This window comes from Pseudomonas benzenivorans, from assembly GCF_033547155.1.
Taxonomy (GTDB): Bacteria; Pseudomonadota; Gammaproteobacteria; order Pseudomonadales; family Pseudomonadaceae; genus Aquipseudomonas; species Aquipseudomonas benzenivorans_B.
Window position 1 is genome coordinate 1,835,893 of the sequence record NZ_CP137892.1, and the last position, 24,477, is coordinate 1,860,369.

The window sequence follows — 24,477 nt, forward strand, 5'->3', positions numbered from 1 at the left end:
ATGAACAGCACTTCGGGTCACCTGCCAGCCAGACTGGCAACGCTAGGGCACTTCTTCGACCCACAATTCCACGGGCCGCCAGGCCTCTGAGGCCCCGCGTCGGATCTTCTTCGCCGCGGGCGGGAATAAGCCAAACCTCGTAAGACACTGATCCGCTTCGGCGCTCGGTGAGAGTGTCGTTCGGCCTGCTCCCTCAGATCACCGACTCTCTGTATTGCAACGCTGAGCCACGCCTGCGCGAGGTTATGCATGCACGTGGCTTCCTGTTTCAGGCTTTCTTGTGCACTGAGCACCGAGGGAACAGAAATGGCCACTTTCAATATTGCCGACCTTGAATTCATCCTGCAGCAGATCCTGATTTCCGAGGCCCATGCCGCCGGCGCGGATCTGCGCGACCTGATTCCGAATACTGAAGTGGCCTTCGGCCTGCGTACCGTCGATGGTTCCTACAACAACCTGATCGAGGGGCGCAGCCTGTTCGGCGCCGCCGATACCGTGTTCCCGCGCTTGCTGACGCCGATCTTCCGCACTGCCGAGCCCTTCGATCCGGACGGCCCGGGGCCGGCTCTCCCGACCTCGACCTCCTATGCTCAGATCAGCGGGATAGTGGTCGATTCGCAGCCGCGCATCATCAGCAACTTGATCGTGGACCAGAGCGACAATAATCCGGCGGCGGTGGCCGCAGCGGCGGGCAATGACGGCGCGGCCCTGGTCATGAGTCCGGGGCTGGACGGCATATTCGGCACCGCCGACGACAGGCCAGTGTTCCTGATTCCCAATATCGCCCCGGATGAGGGGCTCTCGGCGCCCTTCAACCAGTGGATGACCTTCTTCGGCCAGTTTTTCGACCATGGCCTGGACCTGGTGACCAAGGGCGGCAGCGGCACCATCTTCATGCCGCTGCAGCCTGACGACCCGCTGTACGTGCCGGGTAGTCAGACCAACTTCATGGTGCTCACCCGCGCCACCAACCAGCCGGGGCCGGACGGCATTCTCGGCACCGCCGACGATGTGCATGAGCACAGCAACACCACCTCGCCCTTCGTCGACCAGAACCAGACCTACAGTTCCCATCCCTCGCACCAGGTGTTCCTGCGCGCCTATGCGCTCAATGGCAATGGCGCCCCGGTTGCCACCGGCAAGCTGATCACCAATCGCGATCTCGGCGCAGACGGCCGGTTCGGTACGGCCGACGATGTCGAGATAGGCGGCATGGCCACCTGGAAGGTGGTCAAGGCCCAGGCCCGCGACCTGCTCGGGATCAATCTGACCGACGCCGACTTCGACAACGTGCCGCTGCTGGCCACCGACCAATACGGCAACTTCATCAAGGGGCCGAACGGCTTCCCGCAGGTAGTGATGAAGGGGCCCGACGGCCTCGCCGGCACGGCCGACGATGTGTTGGTCGAAGGCAATCCGCTGGCGCCGCTCGATCTGAGCAATGCGGTGCGTACCGGGCATCAGTTCCTGATCGATATCGCCCACAACGCCGTGCCGATCAATCAGCAGACCGGGACAGCCCTCACCCCGGATGCCGACAGCGTCGCCGGCGGGCCGGTGGCCGCCGGTACCTACGACAACGAACTGCTCGACGCCCACTACATCGCCGGTGACGGCCGGGTCAACGAGAACATCGGCTTGACCGCGGTGCACCATATCTTCCACTCCGAGCACAATCGCCTGGTGGAGGTGACCAAGAGTATGGTCCTGGCCTCCGCCAATCTGGCCTTCATCAACCAGTGGTTGGCGACCCCGGTCGCGGCGATACCGGCCGACCCGTCCACGCTCCAGTGGAACGGTGAGCGGCTGTTCCAGGCGGCCAAGTTCGGCACCGAGATGCAGTACCAGCACATAGTGTTCGAGGAGTTCGCCCGCACCATCCAGCCCCAGGTCGATGCCTTCGTCGACTTCGACGACACCATCGACCCGACGATCGTCGCCGAGTTCGCCCATACCGTGTACCGCTTCGGCCATTCGATGCTGCTGGAAACCATCGATCGCCTGGACCCCAGTTTCGCCTCCAGCGAGATCGGCCTGATCGCCGCCTTCCTCAACCCCCTGGAGTTCGCTGCCAGCGGCCCGACTCCGGACCAGGCCGCCGGCGCCATCATCCGCGGGGTGACCCGCCAGGTCGGCAACGAGATCGACGAGTTCGTCACCGAGGCGCTGCGCAACAACCTGGTCGGCCTGCCGCTGGACCTGGCGGCCATCAATATCGCCCGCGGCCGGGATACCGGCGTGCCGTCGCTGAATGCGGCGCGCCGTGAGTTCTACGCCGGTACCGGCGACAGCCAGCTGCGACCCTACACCAGTTGGGCCGACTTCGTGCAGCACATCAAGCACCCGGAATCGCTGATCAATTTCATCGCCGCCTACGGCACCCACGCGACCATCACCGGCGCCAGCACGCTGGCCGACAAGCGTGCGGCCGCCACGGCCATCGTCCTCGGCGGTATCGGCGCGCCAGGCGACCGTCTCAATTTTCTCAACAGCACCGGGAACTGGGCCAGTCTGGCGAGCGGGGTCACCACCACCGGCCTGGACAACGTCGACTTCTGGATCGGCGGCCTGGCCGAGGCGAAGATGCCGTTCGGCGGCATGCTCGGTTCGACCTTCAACTTCGTGTTCGAGACCCAGTTGGAGGCGCTGCAGAACGGCGACCGCTTCTACTATCTTCACCGCCTGGCCGGACTCAACTTTGTCCACGAGCTGGAGAACAACTCCTTCGCCAAGCTGGTGATGCTCAACACCGACGCGACCCATCTGCCGTCCAATATCTTCCTGACCCCCGGGCTGATCCTCGAGGTCGACCAGAGCCGCCAGTTCAACGCCGGCCTGGGCAATGCCGATCCGGATAGTGGCGACCCACTGATGCCTTGGGTCATTCGCGACAACCCGGCGACTCCGGGGCCGGACAGCAACTACCTGCGCTACACCGGTGACGAACATGTGGTGCTCGGTGGCACCGATGGTGATGACATCCTCATCGCCAGCATCGGCGACGACACCCTCTATGGCGACGGCGGCAACGACCGTCTGGAGGGCGGGCACGGCAACGACGACATCGATGGCGGCGATGGCGACGATATCATCACCGACATGGGCGGCGATGATGTGCTCAAGGGCGGCGACGGCAACGACGTGATCCACGGCGGCCCCGGCGAGAACCTGATCATCGCCGGTCGCGGCAACGACTTCATCGTCACCGGCGAGGATGTCTCCGAGGTGATTGCCGGCGAAGGCAACGACTTCATCCTCGGCAGCAAGATGAACGTGCAGATGGCCGGCAACGAGGGCGACGACTGGATCGAGATCGGCAGCCAGGACGGCGCGCCGGGCGACAACTTCGACCCCTTCGGCACCGACTCGGTCATCGGCCACGACGTGTTCCTCGGTGACGGCGGCTTCGACGAGATGATCGGCGAGGGCGGCGACGACATCATGGTCGGCAGCGCCGGCCCGGACAAGATGAAGGGCATGTCCGGCTTCGACTGGGCCACCTACAAGGACAGCCGCTACGGCGTGAGCGTGGACTTCTTCGCCAATGCCTTCAACGAGACCCCGCTGTCGCCGTCGATCGCCGCGGTCACCACCAAGTTCGCGCAGATGGAGGGGCTCTCGGGCTCGGCCTTCGCCGACCATCTGCGCGGCGACAATGCCGACGCGGCGCAGATCGCCGCGGCCGGCGCCTACGGCAGTGTGTTGACCAACAACCATATCGACCTGATCAGCGGCCTGCGGACCTTCCTCGGTAGCGCCGCAGCCGGTCCGGACGGCATCCTCGGCACGGCCGACGATCAGTTCGGCGCGGGCAACATCATCCTTGGCGGTGACGGCAGCGACATCATCGAGGGGCGAGGCGGCGACGACTTGATCGACGGCGACATGTGGCTGAACGTGCGCATCAGCGTGCGTGCCAACCTCGATGGCAGCGGCGATGAGATCGCCAGCTTCACCAGCATGAAGCCCATGGTGCCCTTGATGCTCAATGGCACCTACAACCCCGGGCAACTGGTCATTGTGCGTGAGCTGATCGCCGGCAACGGCGGTTTCGACACGGCCATGTTCACCGGCAACTTCAGCGAGTACCTGATCGCCATCAGCAACAATGGCACGCCGCTGGACTTCAGTGACGACATCATCACGGTGACCGACACCTTCGTCGACGGCGACGGCGTCGACCGCCTGACCCATATCGAGCGCCTACAGTTCAACGATCGCGCCTTCGTCTATGTCAACGGCGCGCTGGTCGAGCAGACCCCGGGCGCGACCCTGGGCGGCAACACCGCCCCGGTGGGGGGGGTGAATATCATTGGTTCGGTTCAAGTGGGGCAAACCCTGGTGGCCTCGGTCGCCGGGGTGACCGACGGCGACAACGTCAGCGCCAGCAATCCGACGGGCGCGGTCAGCGGTCGGGTGAGCTACTACTGGCAGGTCGAACTGGTTCCGGGCGATGGCTTCTTCCAGGACATCCTGCTGTTCGGCGGCTTCCCGGCGGTTGGCCAGAGCTTCACCGTCACCCCGGACCTGCAGGGGCTGAACCTTCGCGTGCGGGCGGTCTATCAGGACGCCCACGGCGTGCTGGAGAATGTCTATTCGGCGCCCACCGCGGATGTGGCCGCCGGCGCGCCAGTGGCGCCGCTGGCGCCGCTGCCGGCCGAATCCAGCACCAGCAGCCCGGGTATCCATCTGATCCGCTCGGACCTGCAGTTCATCCTCGACTCGATCAAGATCGCCGAGCAACACGCGGCCGGCGCCGACCTGCTGTCGCTGCTGCCCCATGAGCGTTCGGTCCTGGGCTTGCGCACCGTCACCGGCGAGCTCAACAACCTGCTGGGCGGCCAGAGCCAGTTCGGCGCGGCCGACACGGTGTTCCCGCGCCTGCTCGAGCCGGTGTTCAACCCGGCCGAGGGCGGCACCTCCTATCAACAGACCAGCGGCCTGGTGCAGGATTCGCAGCCGCGCATCATCAGCAACCTGATAGTCGACCAGACCCCCAACAACCCGGCGGCGGTGGCCGCGGCGGCGGCGGCTCTGCTGCAGGGCTCCGAACTGGTCACCAGTCCGGGGCTGGACGGGGTGTTCGGCACGGCCGATGACAAGGATGTGTTCTTCCTGCCCAACGTGGCCCCGGACGAAGGGCTGTCCGCGCCGTTCAACCCCTGGATGACCTTCTTCGGCCAGTTCTTCGACCATGGCCTGGACCTGGTGACCAAGGGCGGCAGCGGCACGGTGTTCATCCCGCTGCAGCCGGATGATCCGTTGTTCGTGCCGGGTAGCCCGACCAACTTCATGGTGCTGACCCGGGCCACCAACCTGCCGGGGCCCGATGGCATACTCGGCACGGCCGATGACATCCACGAGCACAGCAACACCACCTCGCCCTTCGTCGACCAGAACCAGACCTATACCTCGCACCCCTCGCACCAGGTATTCCTGCGCGCCTACGACATGACGGCCGATGGTCCGGTGGCCAACGGGCGCCTGATCACCAACTGGGAGCTGGGCGCCGACGGCCGTTTCGGCGGTGTCGGCATCAATGCGGACAGTGAAATCGGCGGCATGGCCACCTGGGCCGTGGTCAAGGCCCAGGCCCGCGACCTGCTGGGCATCGACCTGACCGATGCCCAGGTGTTCGATGTGCCGCTGCTGGCCACCGACCAGTACGGCAACTTTATCAAGGGGCCGAACGGCTTCCCGATGGTGGTGATGAAAGGGCCGGATGGCCTGGCCGGAACCGCCGACGACTTCCTCATGGAAGGCAATCCGGCGGCGCCGATCAGCCTGGCCAACGCCGTCAGCACCGGGCACCAGTTCCTCATCGACATCGCCCACAACGCGGTGCCGATCAATCAGCAGAGCGGTGCACCGCTCACCCCCGACGCCGACGATGTGGCCGGCGGTCCGGTAGCGGCGGGCACCTACGACAACGAGCTGCTCGATGCCCACTACATAGCCGGGGACGGCCGAGTCAACGAGAACATCGGCCTGACCGCGATCCACCACATCTTCCACTCCGAGCACAACCGGATGGTCGCCCACGCCAAGGATGTGGTGCTGGCCAGCAACGACGTGGCCTTCATCAACGAGTGGCTGCTGACCCCGATCGGCTCGCTGCCGGTCGGCCAGGCCGCGCTCGATGCGTTGGTGTGGAACGGCGAACGGCTGTTCCAGGTGGCCAAGTTCAGCACCGAGATGCAGTACCAGCACCTGGTCTTCGAGGAGTTCGCCCGCACCATCCAGCCGCAGATCGACGTGTTCACCGGGCCGATCCAGGGCTACGACGCCAATATCGATGCGGCGATCGTCGCCGAGTTCGCCCACACGGTCTATCGCTTCGGCCACTCCATGCTGACCGAGACCATCGACCGCCTGGACCCGAACTTCGTCAACAGCGAGATCGGCCTGATCGCCGCCTTCCTCAATCCGCTGGAGTTCGCCGGCAGCGGCCCGACCCCGGACGAGGCGGCCGGCGCCATCGCCCAGGGGGTGACGCGCCAGGTGGGTAACGCCATCGACGAGTTCGTCACCGAGGCGCTACGCAACAACCTGGTGGGCCTGCCGCTGGACCTGGCATCCATCAACCTGGCGCGGGGCCGCGACACCGGCATCCCGTCGTTCAACGCGGCGCGCCGCGAGTTCTACAACATGACCGGCGACAGCCAGCTCAGGCCCTACATCAGTTGGGTCGACCTGCTGCAGAACCTCAAGCATCCGGCTTCGCTGATCAACTTCATCGCCGCCTACGGCACCCATGCCGAACTGCTGGCCGCCGACGTCGACACTCTGGCGGAGAAGCGTGCGGTGGCCACGGCCCTGGTCCTGGGCGGCAGTGCGGTGATCAATGCCGGTGGCGTGGGCGGGGCCGAGCGCACCTTCACCGCCGATGACGGCGATCGCCTGGCCTTCCTCAACAGCACCGGCATCTATGCCAACCTGGCCAACGGCGTGACCACCACCGGGGTCGATCGCATCGACTTCTGGATCGGCGGCCTGGCCGAGGCCATCATGCCGTTCGGCGGCATGCTCGGCTCGACCTTCAACTTCGTCTTCGAGACTCAGCTGGAGGCCCTGCAGAACGGCGATCGCTTCTACTACCTGGATCGCACCGCCGGCCTGAACTTCGTCACCGAACTGGAGAACAACTCCTTCGCCAAGATGGTGATGAACAACACCAGCGCCACCCACCTGCCGGGGCTGATCTTCCTGACTCCGGGACTGTACCTCGAGGTGGATCAGAGCAGGCAGTTCAATGCCGGCCTGGGCAGCGTCGACCCGGATAGTGGTGATCCGCTGCTGCCCTGGGTGATCCGCGACAACCCCAACACCCCGGGGCCGGACAGCAACTACCTGCACTACACCGGCGGCGAGCATGTGGTGCTGGGTGGCACCAATGGCAACGACATCATCATCGCGGGCATCGGCGACGACACCATCTGGGGCGATGCCGGCAACGACCGTCTGGAGGGCGGTGACGGCAACGACATGATCCGCGGCGGCGATGGCGACGACATCATCACCGATCGCGGCGGCGACGATAACATCCAGGGCGACGGCGGCAACGACGTCATCCACGGCGGCAACGGCGTCAACCTGATCCTCGGCGGCTTCGGCCAGGACTTCATCATCAACGGCGAGGACAGCACCGAGACCTTCGGCGGGCCGGGCAACGACTTCATCCTCGGCAGCAACGCCGACGAGCAGAACGCCGGCAACGAGGGCGACGACTGGCTCGAGGGCGGCCACCTGGACGGCAGCCCGGGCGACAACTTCGATCCGCTGGGGCGCGACCTGGTTTCCGGCAACGATGTCTACATCGGCAGCGGCCAGCCGGACATCATGAACGCCGAAGGCGGCGACGACATCATGGTCGGCAGCGCCGGCCCGGGCGACAAGTACATCGGCGCCTCCGGCTTCGACTGGGCCACCTTCAAGGACGATCTCAGTGGTGTGGAAATCGACCTGACCGTGCGCGCCATCGACGCCGCGCCGGGGCCGGTAGCGGCCGGCATCCTGGCCCGCTTCAAGGAAGTGGAGGGGCTGTCCGGCTCGCGGCACAGCGACATCCTGCGCGGCGACGATGCCGATGCGGCGATCATCGCCAATGCCGGTGCCCAGGGCAGCGTGCTGACCAACATCGCCCTGATCGACGGACTGCAGGCGCTGCTCGACACCGCCATCGGCGATGGCATCAACCCGGTGACCTCCTTCGGCGCCGGCAACATCATCCTCGGCGGCGACGGCAGCGACATCATCCAGGGCCGCGGCGGCGACGACATCATCGACGGCGACAAGTGGCTCAACGTGCGCATCAGCGTACGCGCCGGGGTCGACGCCAACGGCCTGCCGACCGGAAACGAAATCGCCACCTACGACAGCATGCGCCCGCTGGTGCCGCTGATGCTCAGCGGCTTCTACAACCCGGGGCAACTGCAGATCGTGCGGGAGATCCTCCCGGGCTCGGGCGGCTTCAACTTCGACACCGCGTTCTATTCGGGGCTGGCCTCGAGCTACACCATAGTCGAGAACGCCAACGGCACCTACACCGTGATCGACAACGTCGGCACCGATGGCGTCGATACCCTGCTGGGGATCGAGCGCATCCAGTTCAACGACCTGGCGGTGGTCCTGGTCGAGGGCCTGAATGCCGAGCCGGTGGGGCTGGCCTCGATCAACGACAGCACGCCGGAAGTCGGCTCGCTGCTGAGCGCCGGCGTCGAAGGTGTGACCGACGCCGACAACCCAGGGCTGGGACGCGTCACCGGGCCGGTGAGCTATTACTGGCAAGCCGACTTCAGCGGTACCGGGTTGTTCGAGGACATCCTCATCGCGACCGGCCTGGGGGTCGAACAGGCCACCGGCAAGACCTTCCGCGTCACCGGCGACCTCGAGGGCCTGGCCCTGCGCGTCATGGCCATCTACAAGGATGCCCGTGGCGTGCTGGAGACGGTGTTCTCCGCGGTGACCGCGCCGGTGGCGGCGGTGTCGGTCAACGATCCGCCGGTGGGCACCATGCTGATCAGCGACATGAACCCGCTGACCGGCCGGGTACTGACGGCGACCCGCGCCTTCACCGATCCGGACGGCCCAGCTAACCCGGTGCTGTCCTACCAATGGCAGGCCGGGACCGGCGGCGTCTTCACCAACATCGCCGGCGCCACCACCGCGACCTTCATCCCGACCCTGGCACAGGCGGGGCAACAGCTGCGGGTAGTGGTGCGCTACACCGATGAGCTCGGCACCCTGGAGACTGTGACTTCGCTGGCTACAGCGGCAGTGAGGAACCTGATCGTCGGCACGGCTGGGGACGATGTGCTGAATGGTACGGCATTTGATGATGTGATTCAGGGGCTTGCTGGTAACGACATTCTTAATGGACTGGCCGGGAATGATGTGCTGGAGGGTGGGATTGGCAATGACCGGCTCGATGGCGGTACGGGTAACGATGTGCTTAATGGGGGGGGTGGTAACGACATCCTGATCGGCGGTTCAGGTGACGACACCATGTCCGGCGGGGCGGGCGACGATATCTATGCTGTTACCGACGTGGGGGATGTCGTGGTCGAGCTTGCAGGGGAAGGAACCGATACCGTCTGGACCTCACTGTCGAGCTACACCCTGACGGCCAATGTCGAGAACCTGACCTACAGCGGTAGCGGAAACTTCAGGGGGACCGGCAACGCCCTGGCCAATGTCATCAGGGGCGGTGTGGGTAACGATGTGATAGTCGGTGGTGCGGGTGCCGATACGATGATCGGCGGGGCGGGCAACGACATCTACGCGGTTACCGACGTGGGGGATGTGGTGGTCGAGCTCGCCGGGCAGGGCACAGATACGGTCTGGACCTCACTGTCGAGCTACACGCTGACGGCTAACGTCGAGAACCTGACCTACAGCGGTACTGGGAACTTCAGCGGTACCGGCAATGCCCTGGCCAATGTCATCAGGGGCGGTGTGGGTAACGATGTGATAGTCGGTGGTGTGGGTGCTGACACGATGATCGGCGGGGCGGGCAACGACATCTACGCGGTTACCGACGTGGGGGATGTAGTGGTCGAGCTCGCCGGGCAGGGCACAGATACGGTCTGGACCTCACTGTCGAGCTACACGCTGACGGCTAACGTCGAGAACCTGACCTACAGCGGTAGCGGAAACTTCAGGGGGACCGGCAACGCCCTGGCCAATGTCATCAGGGGCGGTGTGGGCAACGATGTGATAGTCGGTGGTGCGGGTGCCGATACGATGATCGGCGGGGCGGGCAACGACATCTACGCGGTTACCGACGCCGGGGATGTGGTGGTCGAACTCGCCGGGCAGGGTACAGATACGGTCTGGACCTCGCTGCTGAGCTACACGCTGACGGCTAACATCGAGAATCTGACCTACAGCGGTACCGGGAACTTCAGCGGTACCGGCAACGCGCTGGCCAATGTCATCAGGGGTGGTGTGGGCAATGACACCCTGACAGGAGGAGCCGGTAACGATACGCTGGTCGGCGGCCTAGGCAACGATATCTTCGTCTTCGGCCCAGGCTTCGGCAACGACATCATCACGGACTTCGACGCCAACCCGGTCGGCGGTCAGGACCTGCTCAACATCGCTGCGTTGGGTGTGACTGCGGCGACCTTCGCCGCCAGCGTGACCATCGCCGATGTGGGAGCCGACACTCTGGTGTCGGTCGGAGGCGGGACCATCCGCCTGGTCGGCATCAACGATGCGACCACCATTACCCAAGCCGACTTTATCCTGGCGGTGTAAGGAGATCGCCAACAAAGCGAATGAGGTATCAGCAACTGGCGTATGGGGCGGGGAGTCGCCCCATACGCCTTTTTGTTTCCGAGGACGCTAGCGGCGTTCATGCGTCTGAACAGGGGGCAGCCAGAGAGCAGCCTTGCGAGCCATGACCTGTGGTGGAAATACCGCACTTCGAATCTTCCGGCTCAGGTTCGACCACTGGATGGCTCTGTCAAGCCAGGTGGGTACTGGTCCAGGCGTGATATGTGCTCGTACGGCGCGTAGAGATGATAGCCAAAGCGTTGGCGCTCAGATTGGGTCCCTTGCTCGTTGGCCTGAGACGCGGAGCCTGTGAGCGGCCTGCAGGGGCCTGAGTACGACGTTCAGCCCAGTGAGTGGATCACACGGGTGCAATGCTTGAAGCGCTTCGGGCTGGTTGTCGCCGCTAGACGTGCTTCCTAGATCGCACGACCAGACCATACCCAGATTTTCCCCAGATTTTACCCAGATGTCCGTCGAGAAGGATGGGTGGTGATTTATAAAACCCTATATGTATCAATCAATTATATTTATTTTTATGGATTGTTCCGTCTATGGACAATTCCTTGACAATGCCCTGGTATGGAACTTTCCTAAGGACCATGGAGCGTGAAAGCGTGTGAAAAGAGAAAGACGTCCATGGCAGGTGTCTGGCGAAGGTGAGAGGGCGCCGACATCTGTCCTTGCCAACGTAAAACTCAGGAGTAACACCGTGGACAGAGGCAATTTCGTACACCGCAGAGGAGCGGTTCTGGACAACCCCGTTTCAGATCATCTCCGCACCCCGTTCAGACCCCGCCTTCGACGTAGCTCCGCCTGACAGGCGCTTGCGGCCTTAAGGCTGCCCCCTCGATAACAGATCAACAAAGGCTGTGAGCCATCTCCAGCCTTGTGGCTGCGGGCATCCTTCAAAAAAGCCAAGCATTTCATTCACTTCGCCAGAGGCGGAGCGGTTTGTTGCAGCCTGAATTTATTCGGTTGCTGCCAGTGTTGAGGAAACGATCATGGCCAACTTCATCAAATCCGACCTTGAGTTCATTCTGCAGCAGATCCTGATCGCCGAAGCCAACGCGAACGGTGAAGACCTCCTGTCCTTGCTTCCCAATACCCTGGTGCCTTTCGGTTTGCGTACCGTCGATGGTTCCAACAACAATCTGCTGGCGGGGCAGTCGGAGTTCGGTGCGGCCGACAACCTGTTCCCGCGCATGCTCGATCCGGTGTTCCGCCCGGCAGAGATGGGCACTTCCTATGCCCAGACCAGCGGCATGGTGATCGATTCCCAGCCCCGTACGATTTCCAATCTGATAGTCGATCAGACGATCAGCAACCCTGCCGCCGTGCAGGCGTTCGTCGATGCGGAGATGGGCATCCTGGCCGACGGCAGCCAAGTCGACGGGGGCGGCGTCCCGTTCCCGGTCGGTACCTTGCTGGACCTGGAGGGTAATGCCATCCCTGAGGGGCAACCGCTGTTCATCCCCAATACGGCGCCGGACGAGGGGTTGTCCGCGCCCTTTAACAACTGGTTCATCTTCTTCGGTCAGTTCTTCGACCATGGCCTCGATCTGGTGCAGAAAGGCGGTAGCGGGTTGGTGTTCATGCCGCTGCAGCCGGACGATCCGCTGATCACTCACGGTCCCGATGGCATCGCCGGTAGCGGTGACGAGCTGACCGATCCGGCCATGCAGTTCATGGTGTTGTCGCGGGCGACCAATCAGCCGGGGCCCGACGGCATTCTCGGCACGGCCGACGACGTGCATGAGCACCTCAACCAGACCTCGCCGTTCGTCGACCAGAACCAGACCTACAGCTCCCATCCGTCGCACCAGGTGTTCCTGCGTGCCTATGAGCTGGATGCGTCCGGTAAGCCGGTGTCGACCGGTCGCCTGATCAATAACAGGGACTTGGGACCCGACGGCATATTCGGTACCGCTGACGATGGCCCCGGCACCGGCATGGCCACCTGGGCGGTGGTCAAGGCCCAGGCGCGTGCGCTGCTGGGTATCGACCTCACCGACGACAACGTGACCAACATTCCGTTGCTGGCCACCGATGCCTACGGCAAGTTCATCCCGGGGCCCAATGGCTTCCCGCAGGTGGTGATGCTCGGCCCGGACGGGATACCGGGCACCGCCGATGACTTCCTCATGGAAGGCAACCCGGCCGCCCCGATCAGCCTGGCCGGCGCAGTGCTCACCGGCCAGGCCTTTCTGGTCGATATCGCCCATGCGGCCAACCCCATCGACAGCCAGAGCGGCGCCATGCTGGCGGCCGATTCCGACAGTGCAGTGGGCCTATCCGAGCCTGGCACCTACGACAATGAACTGCTCGATGCCCACTTCATCACCGGAGATGGGCGGGTCAACGAGAACATCGGCCTGACCGCCGTGCACCATGTGTTCCACTCCGAGCACAATCGTCTGGTCGAGCTCACCAAGGAAGTTGCGGTAGAGGCCGCGGTGGCGGGCGACCTGGCCTTCCTCAACCAGTGGTTGCTGACGCCGGTGGCCGCGGTACCGGCCGATCTCTCGACCCTGGTGTGGAACGGCGAGCGGCTGTTCCAGGCCGCCAAGTTCGGCACCGAGATGCAGTACCAGCATCTGGTGTTCGAGGAGTTCGCGCGTAAGGTCCAGCCCCAGGTCGATGAGTTCCTGGCGCCGGATGGCTTCGATGTCACGATCGACCCGTCGATCGTCGCCGAGTTCGCCCATACGGTCTATCGTTTCGGCCACTCGATGCTGACCGAGACCGTTAATCGTCTCGACCCCAATTTTGCCTCCAGTGACCTGGGACTGATCGAGGCCTTCCTCAACCCCCTGGCGTTCAACCAGCTCGGTGGCGTAACGGTCACGGCTGAACAGGCCGCTGGTGCCCTGGTACGCGGCCTGACCCGTCAGGCGGGCAACGAGGTCGACGAGTTCGTCACCGGCGCACTGCGCAATAATCTGCTCGGCCTGCCCCTGGACCTGCCGGCCATCAATATCGCCCGTGGCCGCGATGCCGGCGTGCCGTCATTGAACGCGGCGCGTCGTTCGTTCTATGAGGCGACCGCCGACAGCCAGCTAAAGCCCTACACCAGTTGGGTCGACCTGCTGGGCAACCTCAAGCATGAACTGTCGCTGATCAACTTCATTGCCGCCTACGGCACCCACGCCACCATCACCAGTGCCACGACCCTCGAAGCTAAGCGTGCGGCGGCTATGGAGCTGGTGTTCGGTGTCGATGAAAATGGCGACTCTGTGGTCGCCGCCGATCGTCTCGACTTCCTCCACGGCACCGGTGATTGGGCCAGTGGCGCCGATGGCGTGACCATCACCGGGGTCGATGACATCGACTTCTGGGTCGGTGGTCTGGCCGAGAAACAGATGCCCTTCGGCGGCCTGCTCGGCTCGACCTTCAACTTCGTCTTCGAGACCCAGATGGAGGCGCTGCAAAGCGGTGACCGCTTCTACTACCTGGGCCGTCTGGCGGGGCTGAACTTCCTCACCGAGATGGAGGACAACTCCTTCGCCAAGCTGGTGATGCGCCATACCGATGCGCTGCACCTGCCGGCGGATATCTTCTCGACCCCCGGGCTGATCCTCGAGGCCGACCAGAGCCGGCAGTTCAACGAGGGGCTCGGCAATGCCGACCCGGTCGGTGAAGATCCGCTGATTCCGCTGGTGATGCGTGACGATCCCGGCACCGAAGCAGTCGAGGCCAACTACCTGCACTACACCGGCGACGAGCACGTGGTGCTTGGCGGCACCGACGGCGACGATACCCTGATCTCCAGCATCGGCGACGACACCCTGTGGGGCGACGCCGGCAACGACCGCCTGGAAGGTGGCGACGGCAATGACGTCATCGAGGGCGGTGATGGCGACGACATCATCACCGACATGGGTGGCGACGATGTGCTCAAGGGTAACGACGGCAACGACGTGATCCAGGGCGGCAACGGCGAGAACCTGATCCTCGGCGGTCATGGCAAGGACTTCATCATCACCGGTGAAGACATGTCCGAGACCTTCGCCGGTCCCGGTGACGATTTCATCTACGGCGCGCCGTTGAACCTGCCGACCTTCGGTAACGAGGGCAACGACTGGATCGAGCTGGGCACCTCCGATGGCGCCGGCGGCGACAACTTCGACCCGCTGGAGGCCAGCACCATACTTGGCCATGACGTGTTCATCACCGGCGGCGGCTTCGACGAAGTCGAGGGCGAGGGTGGCGACGACATCATGATCGGCTCCGACGGCGAAGACCACTTCGGCGGCGGCGGCGGTTTCGACTGGGTCGGCTACAAGTTCGACCGCTTCGGCGTCAGCGTCGACATGCTGGTCAATGACCTGATCGAGCCGCCGGTGGCGGCCTCCAACCAGGGCATCCTCGACCGCTTCGCCAGTGTCGAGGGGCTGTTCGGCTCCGACTTCGGCGACATCCTCCGTGGCGATCATGCCGATGCCACGGTCATCGATGCAGACGGTCCCCTGAATAGCACGCTCAATGCCGCCGGCATCGCCCTGATCGACGGCCTGCAGGCCTTCCTCGACGACATGCTGGCGCCGGGCACGACCAGCTTCAGCGGTGGCAACATCATTCTCGGCGGTGGCGGCAGCGACATCATCGAAGGCCGCGGCGGCGACGACCTGATCGACGGCGAGCGCACCCTGAACGTGCGCATCAGCGTGCGCGAGAACCTCGATGGCACCGGCGCGGAGATCGCCAGCTTCGACAGCATGAAACCGATGATCCCGCTGATGCTCAACGGCACCTACAACCCGGGCCAACTGGTGATAGTGCGCGAGCTTCTGTTCGACCCGGACAACAGCTTCGACACCGCGGTGTTCACCGGCAACTTCTCCAGCCTGGATCCGGACTTGGGCATCGTGCTCGAGGACTATGTGATCACCCGTGACGACAACGGCACCCCGGGGGACTTCAGCGATGACGTGTTCACCGTGACGGATACTTTCCTCGATGGTGATGGCGTAGACCGGCTGCGCGGCATCGAGCGCCTGCAGTTCAACGACATCGCCTTCGTGCGAGACGACGTCACCGGCGAGTTCGTCGAGCAGATCGCCGGCACCCAGCAGTTCGGCAATTTCTCCCCGGATGGTCTGGTGCAGATCGGCGGTGTGGTGCAGGTAGGCCAGCTGCTGACCGCATCGGTGGCCGGCGTGACCGATCAGGACAATGCCGGCGGCACCCTCGATGGCCGGCCGATCACCTATGTCTGGCAGGTCGACACCTTCGGCGATGGCGTGTTCGAGGATATCGTCGCCATGGGCGGCGGCAATCCGGCGACCCAGATCGGCAATACCTTCCGCGTGACCCCCGACCTAGAGGGCCTCGCGCTGCGCGTCAAGGTCATCTACCAGGATGACCTGGGCACCAGCGAGCTGGTCTTCTCTGCCGGCACGGCGCCGGTGGCTGCGGGCATCTTCCCGACCCCGGCCGCCATACCGGCCGAGTCGCCGACGGTCAGCCCCGGCGGTGGTCTGCACCTGATCCGTTCGGACCTGCAGTTCATCCTCGAACAGATCTTCATTTCCGAGCGGCACGCCGCCGGCGAGGACCTGCTGTCGCTGCTGCCCAACTCGCGGGTGCCGTTCGGCCTGCGTACGGTGGATGGCTCGTTCAACAACCTGGTGCAGGGCCAGAGCGGCTTCGGCGCCACCGACGAGACCTTCCCCTTCCTGCTGCCGCAGAACTTCCGTGACGATCAGGATGGCGACAGCTTCGGCCCAGTGACCAACACCAACTACGCCTCGACCACCGATGTGGCCGACGCCGATCCGCGTATCATCAGCAACCTGATCGCCGACCAGACCATCACCAACCCCTCGGCGGTACAGGCCTTCCTCGATGCCGGGCTGGGTACCCAGATGCTCGATGCGGTCACCGGCGAGCCGTTGTTCAATGCCGATGGCACCCCGCGGATTCTCGACCTGGACGGTGTGGAAATTCCCCGCGGCCAGACCCTGACCATCCCCAACACCGCGCCGGACGAGGGCCTGTCGGCCCCCTTCAACGCCTGGTTCATCTTCTTCGGCCAGTTCTTCGACCACGGTCTGGACCTGGTGCAGAAGGGCGGTAACGGCAACGTCTTCGTGCCGCTGCAGCCGGACGATCCGCTGATCACCCATGGCGCCGACGGCATCGCCGGCACCGGCGACGAGCTGACCAACCCGGCCCAGCAGTTCATGCTGCTGAGCCGCGCCACCAACGTCGATGTGCAGCCGGGACCGGACGGCGTGCTGGGGACCTCCGACGACATCCACACCCACAACAACCAGACCTCGCCGTTCGTCGACCAGAACCAGACCTATGCCTCGCACCCGGCGCACCAAGTGTTCCTGCGTGCCTACGAGCTCAATGGGGCCAATCAGCCGATGGCCACCGGCGAGCTGATCACCAACCGTGACGTGGGCGGCGACGGCATCTTCGGCACCGCCGACGACATGGCGATCGGCGGCATGGCCACCTGGGCCGTGGTCAAGGCCCAGGCCCGCGATATTCTGGGCATCGACTTGAGTGACTACGACGCCCTCAACGTGCCGCTGGTGGCGGTCGATCCTTACGGCAACTACATCCCGGGCCCGAACGGCCGCGTGCAGCTGGTGATCGACCTGGGCCCCGATGGGCTGCTCGGTACGGCGGACGACGTGACGGTCGAAGGCGACCCGGCTGCCCCGGTCAGCCCGGCGGCGGTCGGCGCGCTGCGCACCGGCCACAGCTTCCTGGTGGATATCGCCCATGAGGCCAATCCCTTCGATGCCCAGACCGGCGCACCTTTGCTGGCCGATAGCGATGACGCCGTTGGCTTGTCCAATGGCGTGGACCCGGTTACCGGCGATCCTATCTCGACTAACGGATTCTTCGATAACGAGCTGCTCGAGGCGCACTACATGGCCGGCGACGGTCGGGTCAACGAGAACATTGCCCTAACCTCCGTCCACCACGTGTTCCACGCCGAGCACAACCGCGTCGTCGCCCACACCAAGGATGTGGTGCTGGCGTCGAACGACGTCGACTTCATCAACAACTGGCTGCTCACCCCGATCGCGGCGCTGCCGACCACCCAGGGCGAAATCGATGCGCTCGACTGGAACGGCGAACGCCTGTTCCACGTGGCCAAGTTCACCACCGAGATGGAGTATCAGCATCTGGTGTTCGAGGAGTTCGCCCGCAAGATCCAGCCGCAGGTCGACGTCTTCCTCGGCGAGGGCCAGGGCTATGACGGCGATATCAACCCGGCGATCGTCGCCGAGTTCGCCCATGCCGTGTACCGCTTCGGCCACACCATGCTGCTCGATACGGTGGACCGCCTGGACCCGAACTTCGCCTCCAGCGAGATCGGCCTGATCCAGGCCTTCCTCAACCCGCTGGAGTTCGACCAGAACGGCACGCTCACCCCCGAACAGGCGGCGGGCGCGATCGCCCGCGGCGTGACCCGGCAGGCCGGTAACGAGATCGACAACTTCGTCACCGAGGCCCTGCGCAACAACCTGTTGGGCCTGCCGCTGGATCTGGCGGCCATCAACATCACCCGGGCCCGTGATACCGGCGCCCCGTCGCTCAATGCGGCCCGTCGCGACTTCTGGGAGAACACCGGCGACAGCCAGCTTTCACCTTATACCAGCTGGTTCGACTTCTCGCTGAACATGCGTCACCCGTCGTCGCTGGTTAACTTCATCGCCGCCTACGGCACCCATGCCGAGCTGCTGGCGGCCGATGTCGACACCCTGGCCGAGAAGCGCGCGGTGGCCGCGGCGCTGGTCCTGGGTGGCAGCGCGGTGATCAACGCCGGTGAGCTGGATGAGCGAACCTTCGTGGCCGACGACGTCGATCGAGTCGCCTTCCTCAACAGCACCGGCATCTACGCCATGGTGAATGGGGTGACCACCACCGGCGTCGATGACATCGACCTCTGGGTCGGTGGCCTGGCCGAGCGGCAGATGCCGTTCGGCGGCATGCTCGGCTCGACCTTCAACTTCGTGTTCGAGAACCAGCTGGAGAAACTGCAGAACGGCGACCGCTTCTACTACCTGGAGCGCACCGCGGGGCTGAACTTCCTCTCCGAGCTGGAGAACAACTCCTTCGCCCGCATGATCATGGCCAACACCGATGCCACGCACCTGCCGGGTGACGTGTTCTCGACCCCGGGCTTTATCCTCGAGGTCGACCAGAGCCGGCAGTTCACCGGTCTCAATGAGGCCGGCGCCGATGGCATCCAGGGCACGGCCGATGACGAGATCGGGGTCGACGGCATCGCCGGCAACTCCGACCCCCTCGGCGAATCCCTGCTGATTCCGGATGTGGTACGCGACAATCCGGACACTCCGGGGGCCGACAGCAACTACCTGCGCTACAACGGCGATGAGCACATCGTGCTCGGCGGCACCGCGGGCGACGACATCCTGATCTCCAGCCTCGGCGACGACACCCTGCACGGCGATGAGGGCAACGACCGGCTCGAAGGCGGCGACGGCAACGATATCGTCCTCGGCGGTGCCGGCGATGACATCCTCACCGACCAGGGCGGCGAGGACAACATCCAGGGCGGTGATGGGCACGACGCCATCCATGGCGGCAACAGCATCGACTTGATCCTCGGCGGCTTCGGCAACGACTTCATCGTCACCGGGGAAGACGGCGACGAATCCTTCGGCGGCCCGGGCAACGACTTCATCCTGGGCGACATCGCCGACGAATTCGTGTTCGGTAACGAAGGCGACGACTGGCTCGAACTGGGCATGGCCGACGGCAGCTCCGGCGATAACTTCGATGTACGGGGGCTGGACGCCACCATAGGTAACGACGTGTTCATCGGCGGCGGTAGCATCGACCGCATGGGTGGCGAGGGCGGCGACGACATCATGATGGGCAACGGCGGCCCGACCGACCGCTACCTCGGCGGCTCGGGCTTCGACTGGGCGCTGTTCCGCGACAATCCGGCCGGTGCCTACGTCGACATGCGCCTGCGCGCCTTCAACGAGGCGATCCTGCCGCTGTCCAACGGCTCGGCGCTGGCCCGTTTCGAGTCCATGGAAGGTCTGTCCGGCTCGGCCCACAGCGACATCCTGCTGGGCGATGACTTCGATGCCGGAATGATTGCCGCTTCGGGCTTCACTGGCAGTGTGCTGACCAATATCGCCCTGGTCGATGGCCTGCAGGGCTTCCTCGACGCCATGCTCGGGACCCCGACCGTGCCGACCGTGACTTCGTTCGGCGCCGGCAACATCATCCTCGGCGGCGACGGCAGCGACCTGCTGCAGGGTAACGGCGGCGACGACCTGATCGACGGCGACCTGTGGATGAACGTGCGCATCAGCGTGCGCGAGAACAGCGACGGCAGCGGCGCGGAGATCCGCAGCGCCAACAGCATGACCGAACTGGTGGATGACGTGTTCGCCGGCCTCATCAACCCGGGCCAGCTGGTCATCGTCCGGGAGATCCTGCCTGGCGATGGCGGCTTCAACTTCGACACGGCCATGTATTCAGGGCCCCTGGCCAACTACAACATCGTCGAGAACGGCGACGGCACCTTCACGGTGGAAGACCTTGGCGGCGATCTGATAGTCGGCGGAGAGATCGGGCCAGATGGCATCGATACGCTGCGCAACATCGAGCGCCTGCAGTTCAACGACCAGGCGGTGGTCCTGGTGCCTGGCCTGAATGCCGAGCCTGTTGGGCTGGCTTCGATCAACGACAACAACCCGGAAGTCGGTTCCCTGCTCTCGGCTAACCTCGATACCGTGACCGATGCCGACAATCCGGGCATCGGCCGCGTGACGGGGCCGGTGAACTATCAGTGGCAGGCCGACTTCAGCGGCACCGGCGTGTTCGAGGATATCGTGGCGGCCACGCCGATCGGCGACGTGCGCGCCTTTGGCCAGACCTTCCGCGTCACCGCGGACCTGGCCGGCCTGAGCCTGCGGGTCCAGGCGGTCTACCAGGACGCCAATGGCGTGTTGGAGACCGTGTTCTCGGCAGTGACTGATCCGGTTGCTGCGGTCTCGGTCAACGACGCACCGGTCGGCACCATGCTGATCAGCGACACCACGCCGAACGTCGGCCAACTGCTTACCGCCACCCGCGCCTTCACCGACCCGGACGGCCCGGCCAACCCGGTGCTGTCCTACCAATGGCAGTCGGGGACCGGCGGGGTGTTCAACAACATCGCCGGCGCCACAAGCGCCACCTTCACTCCGCCCCTGGCGCTGACCGGGCAGCAGCTGCGAGTGGTTGTCAGCTACACCGATGATCTGGGGACGATGGAGACCGTGACCTCGGTGGCGACCTCTGCAGTAGTCAATCTGATCACCGGTACGGCTGGCGATAATGTGATGACCGGTACGGCCATGGATGATGAGATTCAAGGGCTTGGTGGAAATGACACTCTGAATGGGTTGGGGGGGAATGACGTTCTGGATGGTGGTGCGGGAGATGATGTGCTCAATGGCGGTCTGGGTGATGACACGCTCATTGGTGGTGTTGGTAACGACACTCTCGTAGGTGGATCTGGCAATGACACGATGACCGGTGGCGCCGGTAACGATATCTATGCGGTTACCGAAGTTGGGGATGTGGTGGTCGAACTTGCAGGCGGCGGTACGGACACGGTCTGGACCTCGCTGGCGAGCTACACGCTGGGTGCCAACGTCGAGAATCTGACATACAGCGGCAGCGGTAACTTCACTGGTACCGGCAACGCACTGTCCAACATCATCAGGGGCGGTATAGGTAACGACACGATAGTCGGTGGAGCCGGTGCCGATACGATGGTTGGTGGTGCGGGTAACGATATCTATGCGGTCACCGACGTTGGGGATGTGGTGGTCGAACTTGCGGGGGGCGGTACGGACACGGTCTGGACCTCGCTGTCGAGCTACACGCTGGGTGCCAACGTCGAGAATCTGACATACAGCGGCAGTGGTAACTTCACCGGTACTGGCAACGCACTGGCGAACATCATCAGGGGCGGTATAGGTAACGACACGATAGTCGGTGGAGCCGGTGCCGATACGATGGTTGGTGGTGCGGGTAACGATATCTATGCGGTCACCGACGTTGGGGATGTGGTGGTCGAACTTGCGGGGGGCGGTACGGACACGGTCTGGACCTCGCTGTCGAGCTACACGCTGAGTGCCAACGTCGAGAATCTGACATACAGCGGCAGTGGTAACTTCACCGGTACTGGCAACGCACTGGCGAACATCATCAGGGGCGGTATAGGTAACGACTCAATAGTCGGTGGAGCCGGTGCCGATACGATGGTTGGTGGTGCGGGTAACGATATCTATGCGGTCACCGACGTTGGGGATGTGGTGGTCGAACTTGCGGGGGGCGGTACGGACACGGTCTGGACTTCGCTTGCAAGCTACACGTTGGGCGCCAACGTCGAAAACCTTGCGTTTGGCGGTAGTGGTAATTTCATGGGTACCGGCAATGCGCAGAACAACTTTATAGTAGGTGGCGCCGGCAACGATACGCTCACCGGTGGTGCCGGCAACGATATGTTAGTCGGCGGCCTCGGCAACGATACCTTTGTATTCGGCGCAGGCTTCGGCAATGACCGGATTCAGGATTTCGATGCCAACCCGGTCGGAGGGCAAGACTTGCTCAATATAGCCGCGCTCGGCGTGACTGCAGCAAACTTCGCCGCCAACGTAACGATTGCCGATGTCGGGGCAGATACCTTAGTTTCGGTCGGGGGGGGCTCCATCCGCCTGGTGGGCATCAACGATGCCACCACCATCACCCAAGCAGACTTTATTCTGGCGGTGTGAGGAGGCCACCAACAAAAAGGAGTGCGGTATCAATAATTGCGCCATGGGCTGGCTTGCCATCCCATGGTGTTTATTTTTGTTCCCGAGCGTGCTGCCATGAACCAATAAACCATCGCGACAGTCTGGGCGAGCGGATTGTCAAGTAGGAGTCGTTCTCGAAAAAGCTCCCGGAATTTTTACTACTTCCTTCATCCATGTGGACCACAAGCTGGCTCATACAAGTCCACCACGCCCTACCTGCCTATGCTGTCGAGGTTATAGTTGTAAGGGAGCGTGAGCAGGTTGTTCGCAGCTTCCTGTATATAGGAGGGAGGTGATTGGTTACGCGTGGCAGAAGTGTCCTGGATTCCCAGTCTGGCGGTGAACAATTCTGCTAGGTGACTGTCACACCCAGCTGGGCACAAGGGATGTACCCGCTACTGCCTGAGCAAGAGGGGTAGAGCGTCCAAGGAGGGGATTTGAAAGTAATCGCATGCCATGCGATAGACCTTTGTTTAGAATGGAACCCAGCCGACCTATGCCTGATCAACCGCAGCAACCCAGCTATAGCAACGATGAAATCGATCTGGTCGAGCTGCTTCGCTCGCTGTTCCAGCAAAAGTACCTGATCCTAGCGGTCGCCTGCCTGATTACCCTGGGAGCGGCTGCCTTTGCCTTTCTGGCCACGCCGCACTATCAGGTGCAAAGCGTACTGCGTCCGGTGGATAGGGGCAGCCTCGATGAATTGAATGGCACCGGCGTCTATGAACTGACCCCAGCCGAAGCATTGAGCCGTGTGGGGGCAGGGCTCTCTTCCTACGAGAACCGCCTGAAGTTCTTTCGCGACAATCAACCGCTGTTTACCGGGCTGGTCGAGCCGGGTCGCTCGCTTGAGCAGGTCTTTGAAGAGTTCAACCGCTCGGCGTTCACCATGCTGCAGGTCGACCCGAAGAGGCCCAATAGCCTGAGCGAATTCGTTGGTATATCGCTGACCTACCCAAAGGGAGTCGATGGGGTCGCGGTGGTCAATGGGCTGGTTACCGCCGTGCAGGAGACCGAGCGGGAGCGTATCGCCACAGACCTTAAGGTGCTGATCGCCAACCGCTTGTTTGCCCTCGAGCAAAAGATCGAGGCTGCACGGGCCAGCTATGAGGCAAGCAAGCAGGCGCAAATCGCCAAACTGCTCGAACAGGATGCCTTACGCAGGGCGCAATTACAGGACGAGTTGCAGGCCCTGCGCGGCGAACTGAAAACGCGCCGGGGGAACCGCATCCAGCGTATCGACGAAGCCATGCAGATAGCCGAGTCCTTAGGTATTCGCAAACCTACCACGCCCTCGGCCATGGCCGATGTACAGCAGCAAGGGCAGGTCGTGCGGACTGAGGTCAACAGTCGGGAAATTCCGCTCTATTTCATGGGGGTCGATGCCCTGAAGGCCGAGCGACAGGCCCTGAGTGAGCGCAGCTCGGACGATTTCAGCGAGCCGCGAATAGCCGAGATCGAAAAGGAACTGGCCCTCCTGAGCCGCAACCGGCAGGTGGAAGTCCTCGAGCGGCGCAAGAACGAAGACCTGTATCTCAAGGATCTGGCGGAATGGCGCCAAGAGGCGGCACAACTCAAGGGAATCAAGTTCGATACCAGTACTTTGCAGTTGGTCAGAGTGGATCAACTGGCGCTCGAACCGCTCTCCGCGGTCAAGCCGAAGAAAGCGCTAGTGATCGGCCTGGGCGGCTTTGCCGGCCTGATGCTCGGTGTCTTCGTGGCATTGCTGCGCAACCTGTTGCGACCCCGCATGGGGAAAGCACCGTAGGGCGTATTTACTGGTCTGTGCACAGCGCCTCACCGAGGCGCTCGGACCATGCGGAAGTGGATCTGTCCGCGATACTTATACCTGCCAGAGTGGGTCTCTTCACCGCCACTCCAAAGCATCACTCCGAAAACGGGCCTCCCA

Annotated in this window: 3 protein-coding genes; all 3 read left to right on the forward strand. The window is 63.6% G+C overall.

All coding sequences use genetic code 11. The features are described from left to right. The first annotated feature begins 306 nt into the window (after positions 1–306). The 3 genes from SBP02_RS08465 to SBP02_RS08475 all read left to right on the forward strand — a co-directional run bounded on the left by SBP02_RS08465 (position 307) and on the right by SBP02_RS08475 (position 24,336). Positions 307–10,758 (forward strand): peroxidase family protein, encoded by a 10,452-nt coding sequence (locus tag SBP02_RS08465; RefSeq protein WP_318645941.1) that lies wholly within the window; start codon positions 307–309, stop codon positions 10,756–10,758. Between the two features lie 1,019 nt (positions 10,759–11,777). Beyond that, positions 11,778–22,547: a peroxidase family protein gene (locus tag SBP02_RS08470; RefSeq protein ID WP_318645942.1), complete on the forward strand. Its 10,770-nt coding sequence runs from the start codon at positions 11,778–11,780 to the stop codon at positions 22,545–22,547. Positions 22,548–23,064: 517 nt separating this feature from the next. After that, positions 23,065–24,336, forward strand: a complete 1,272-nt coding sequence (locus tag SBP02_RS08475) for a Wzz/FepE/Etk N-terminal domain-containing protein (RefSeq protein WP_318645943.1) — start codon at positions 23,065–23,067, stop codon at positions 24,334–24,336. The last annotated feature ends 141 nt before the right edge of the window (positions 24,337–24,477 follow it).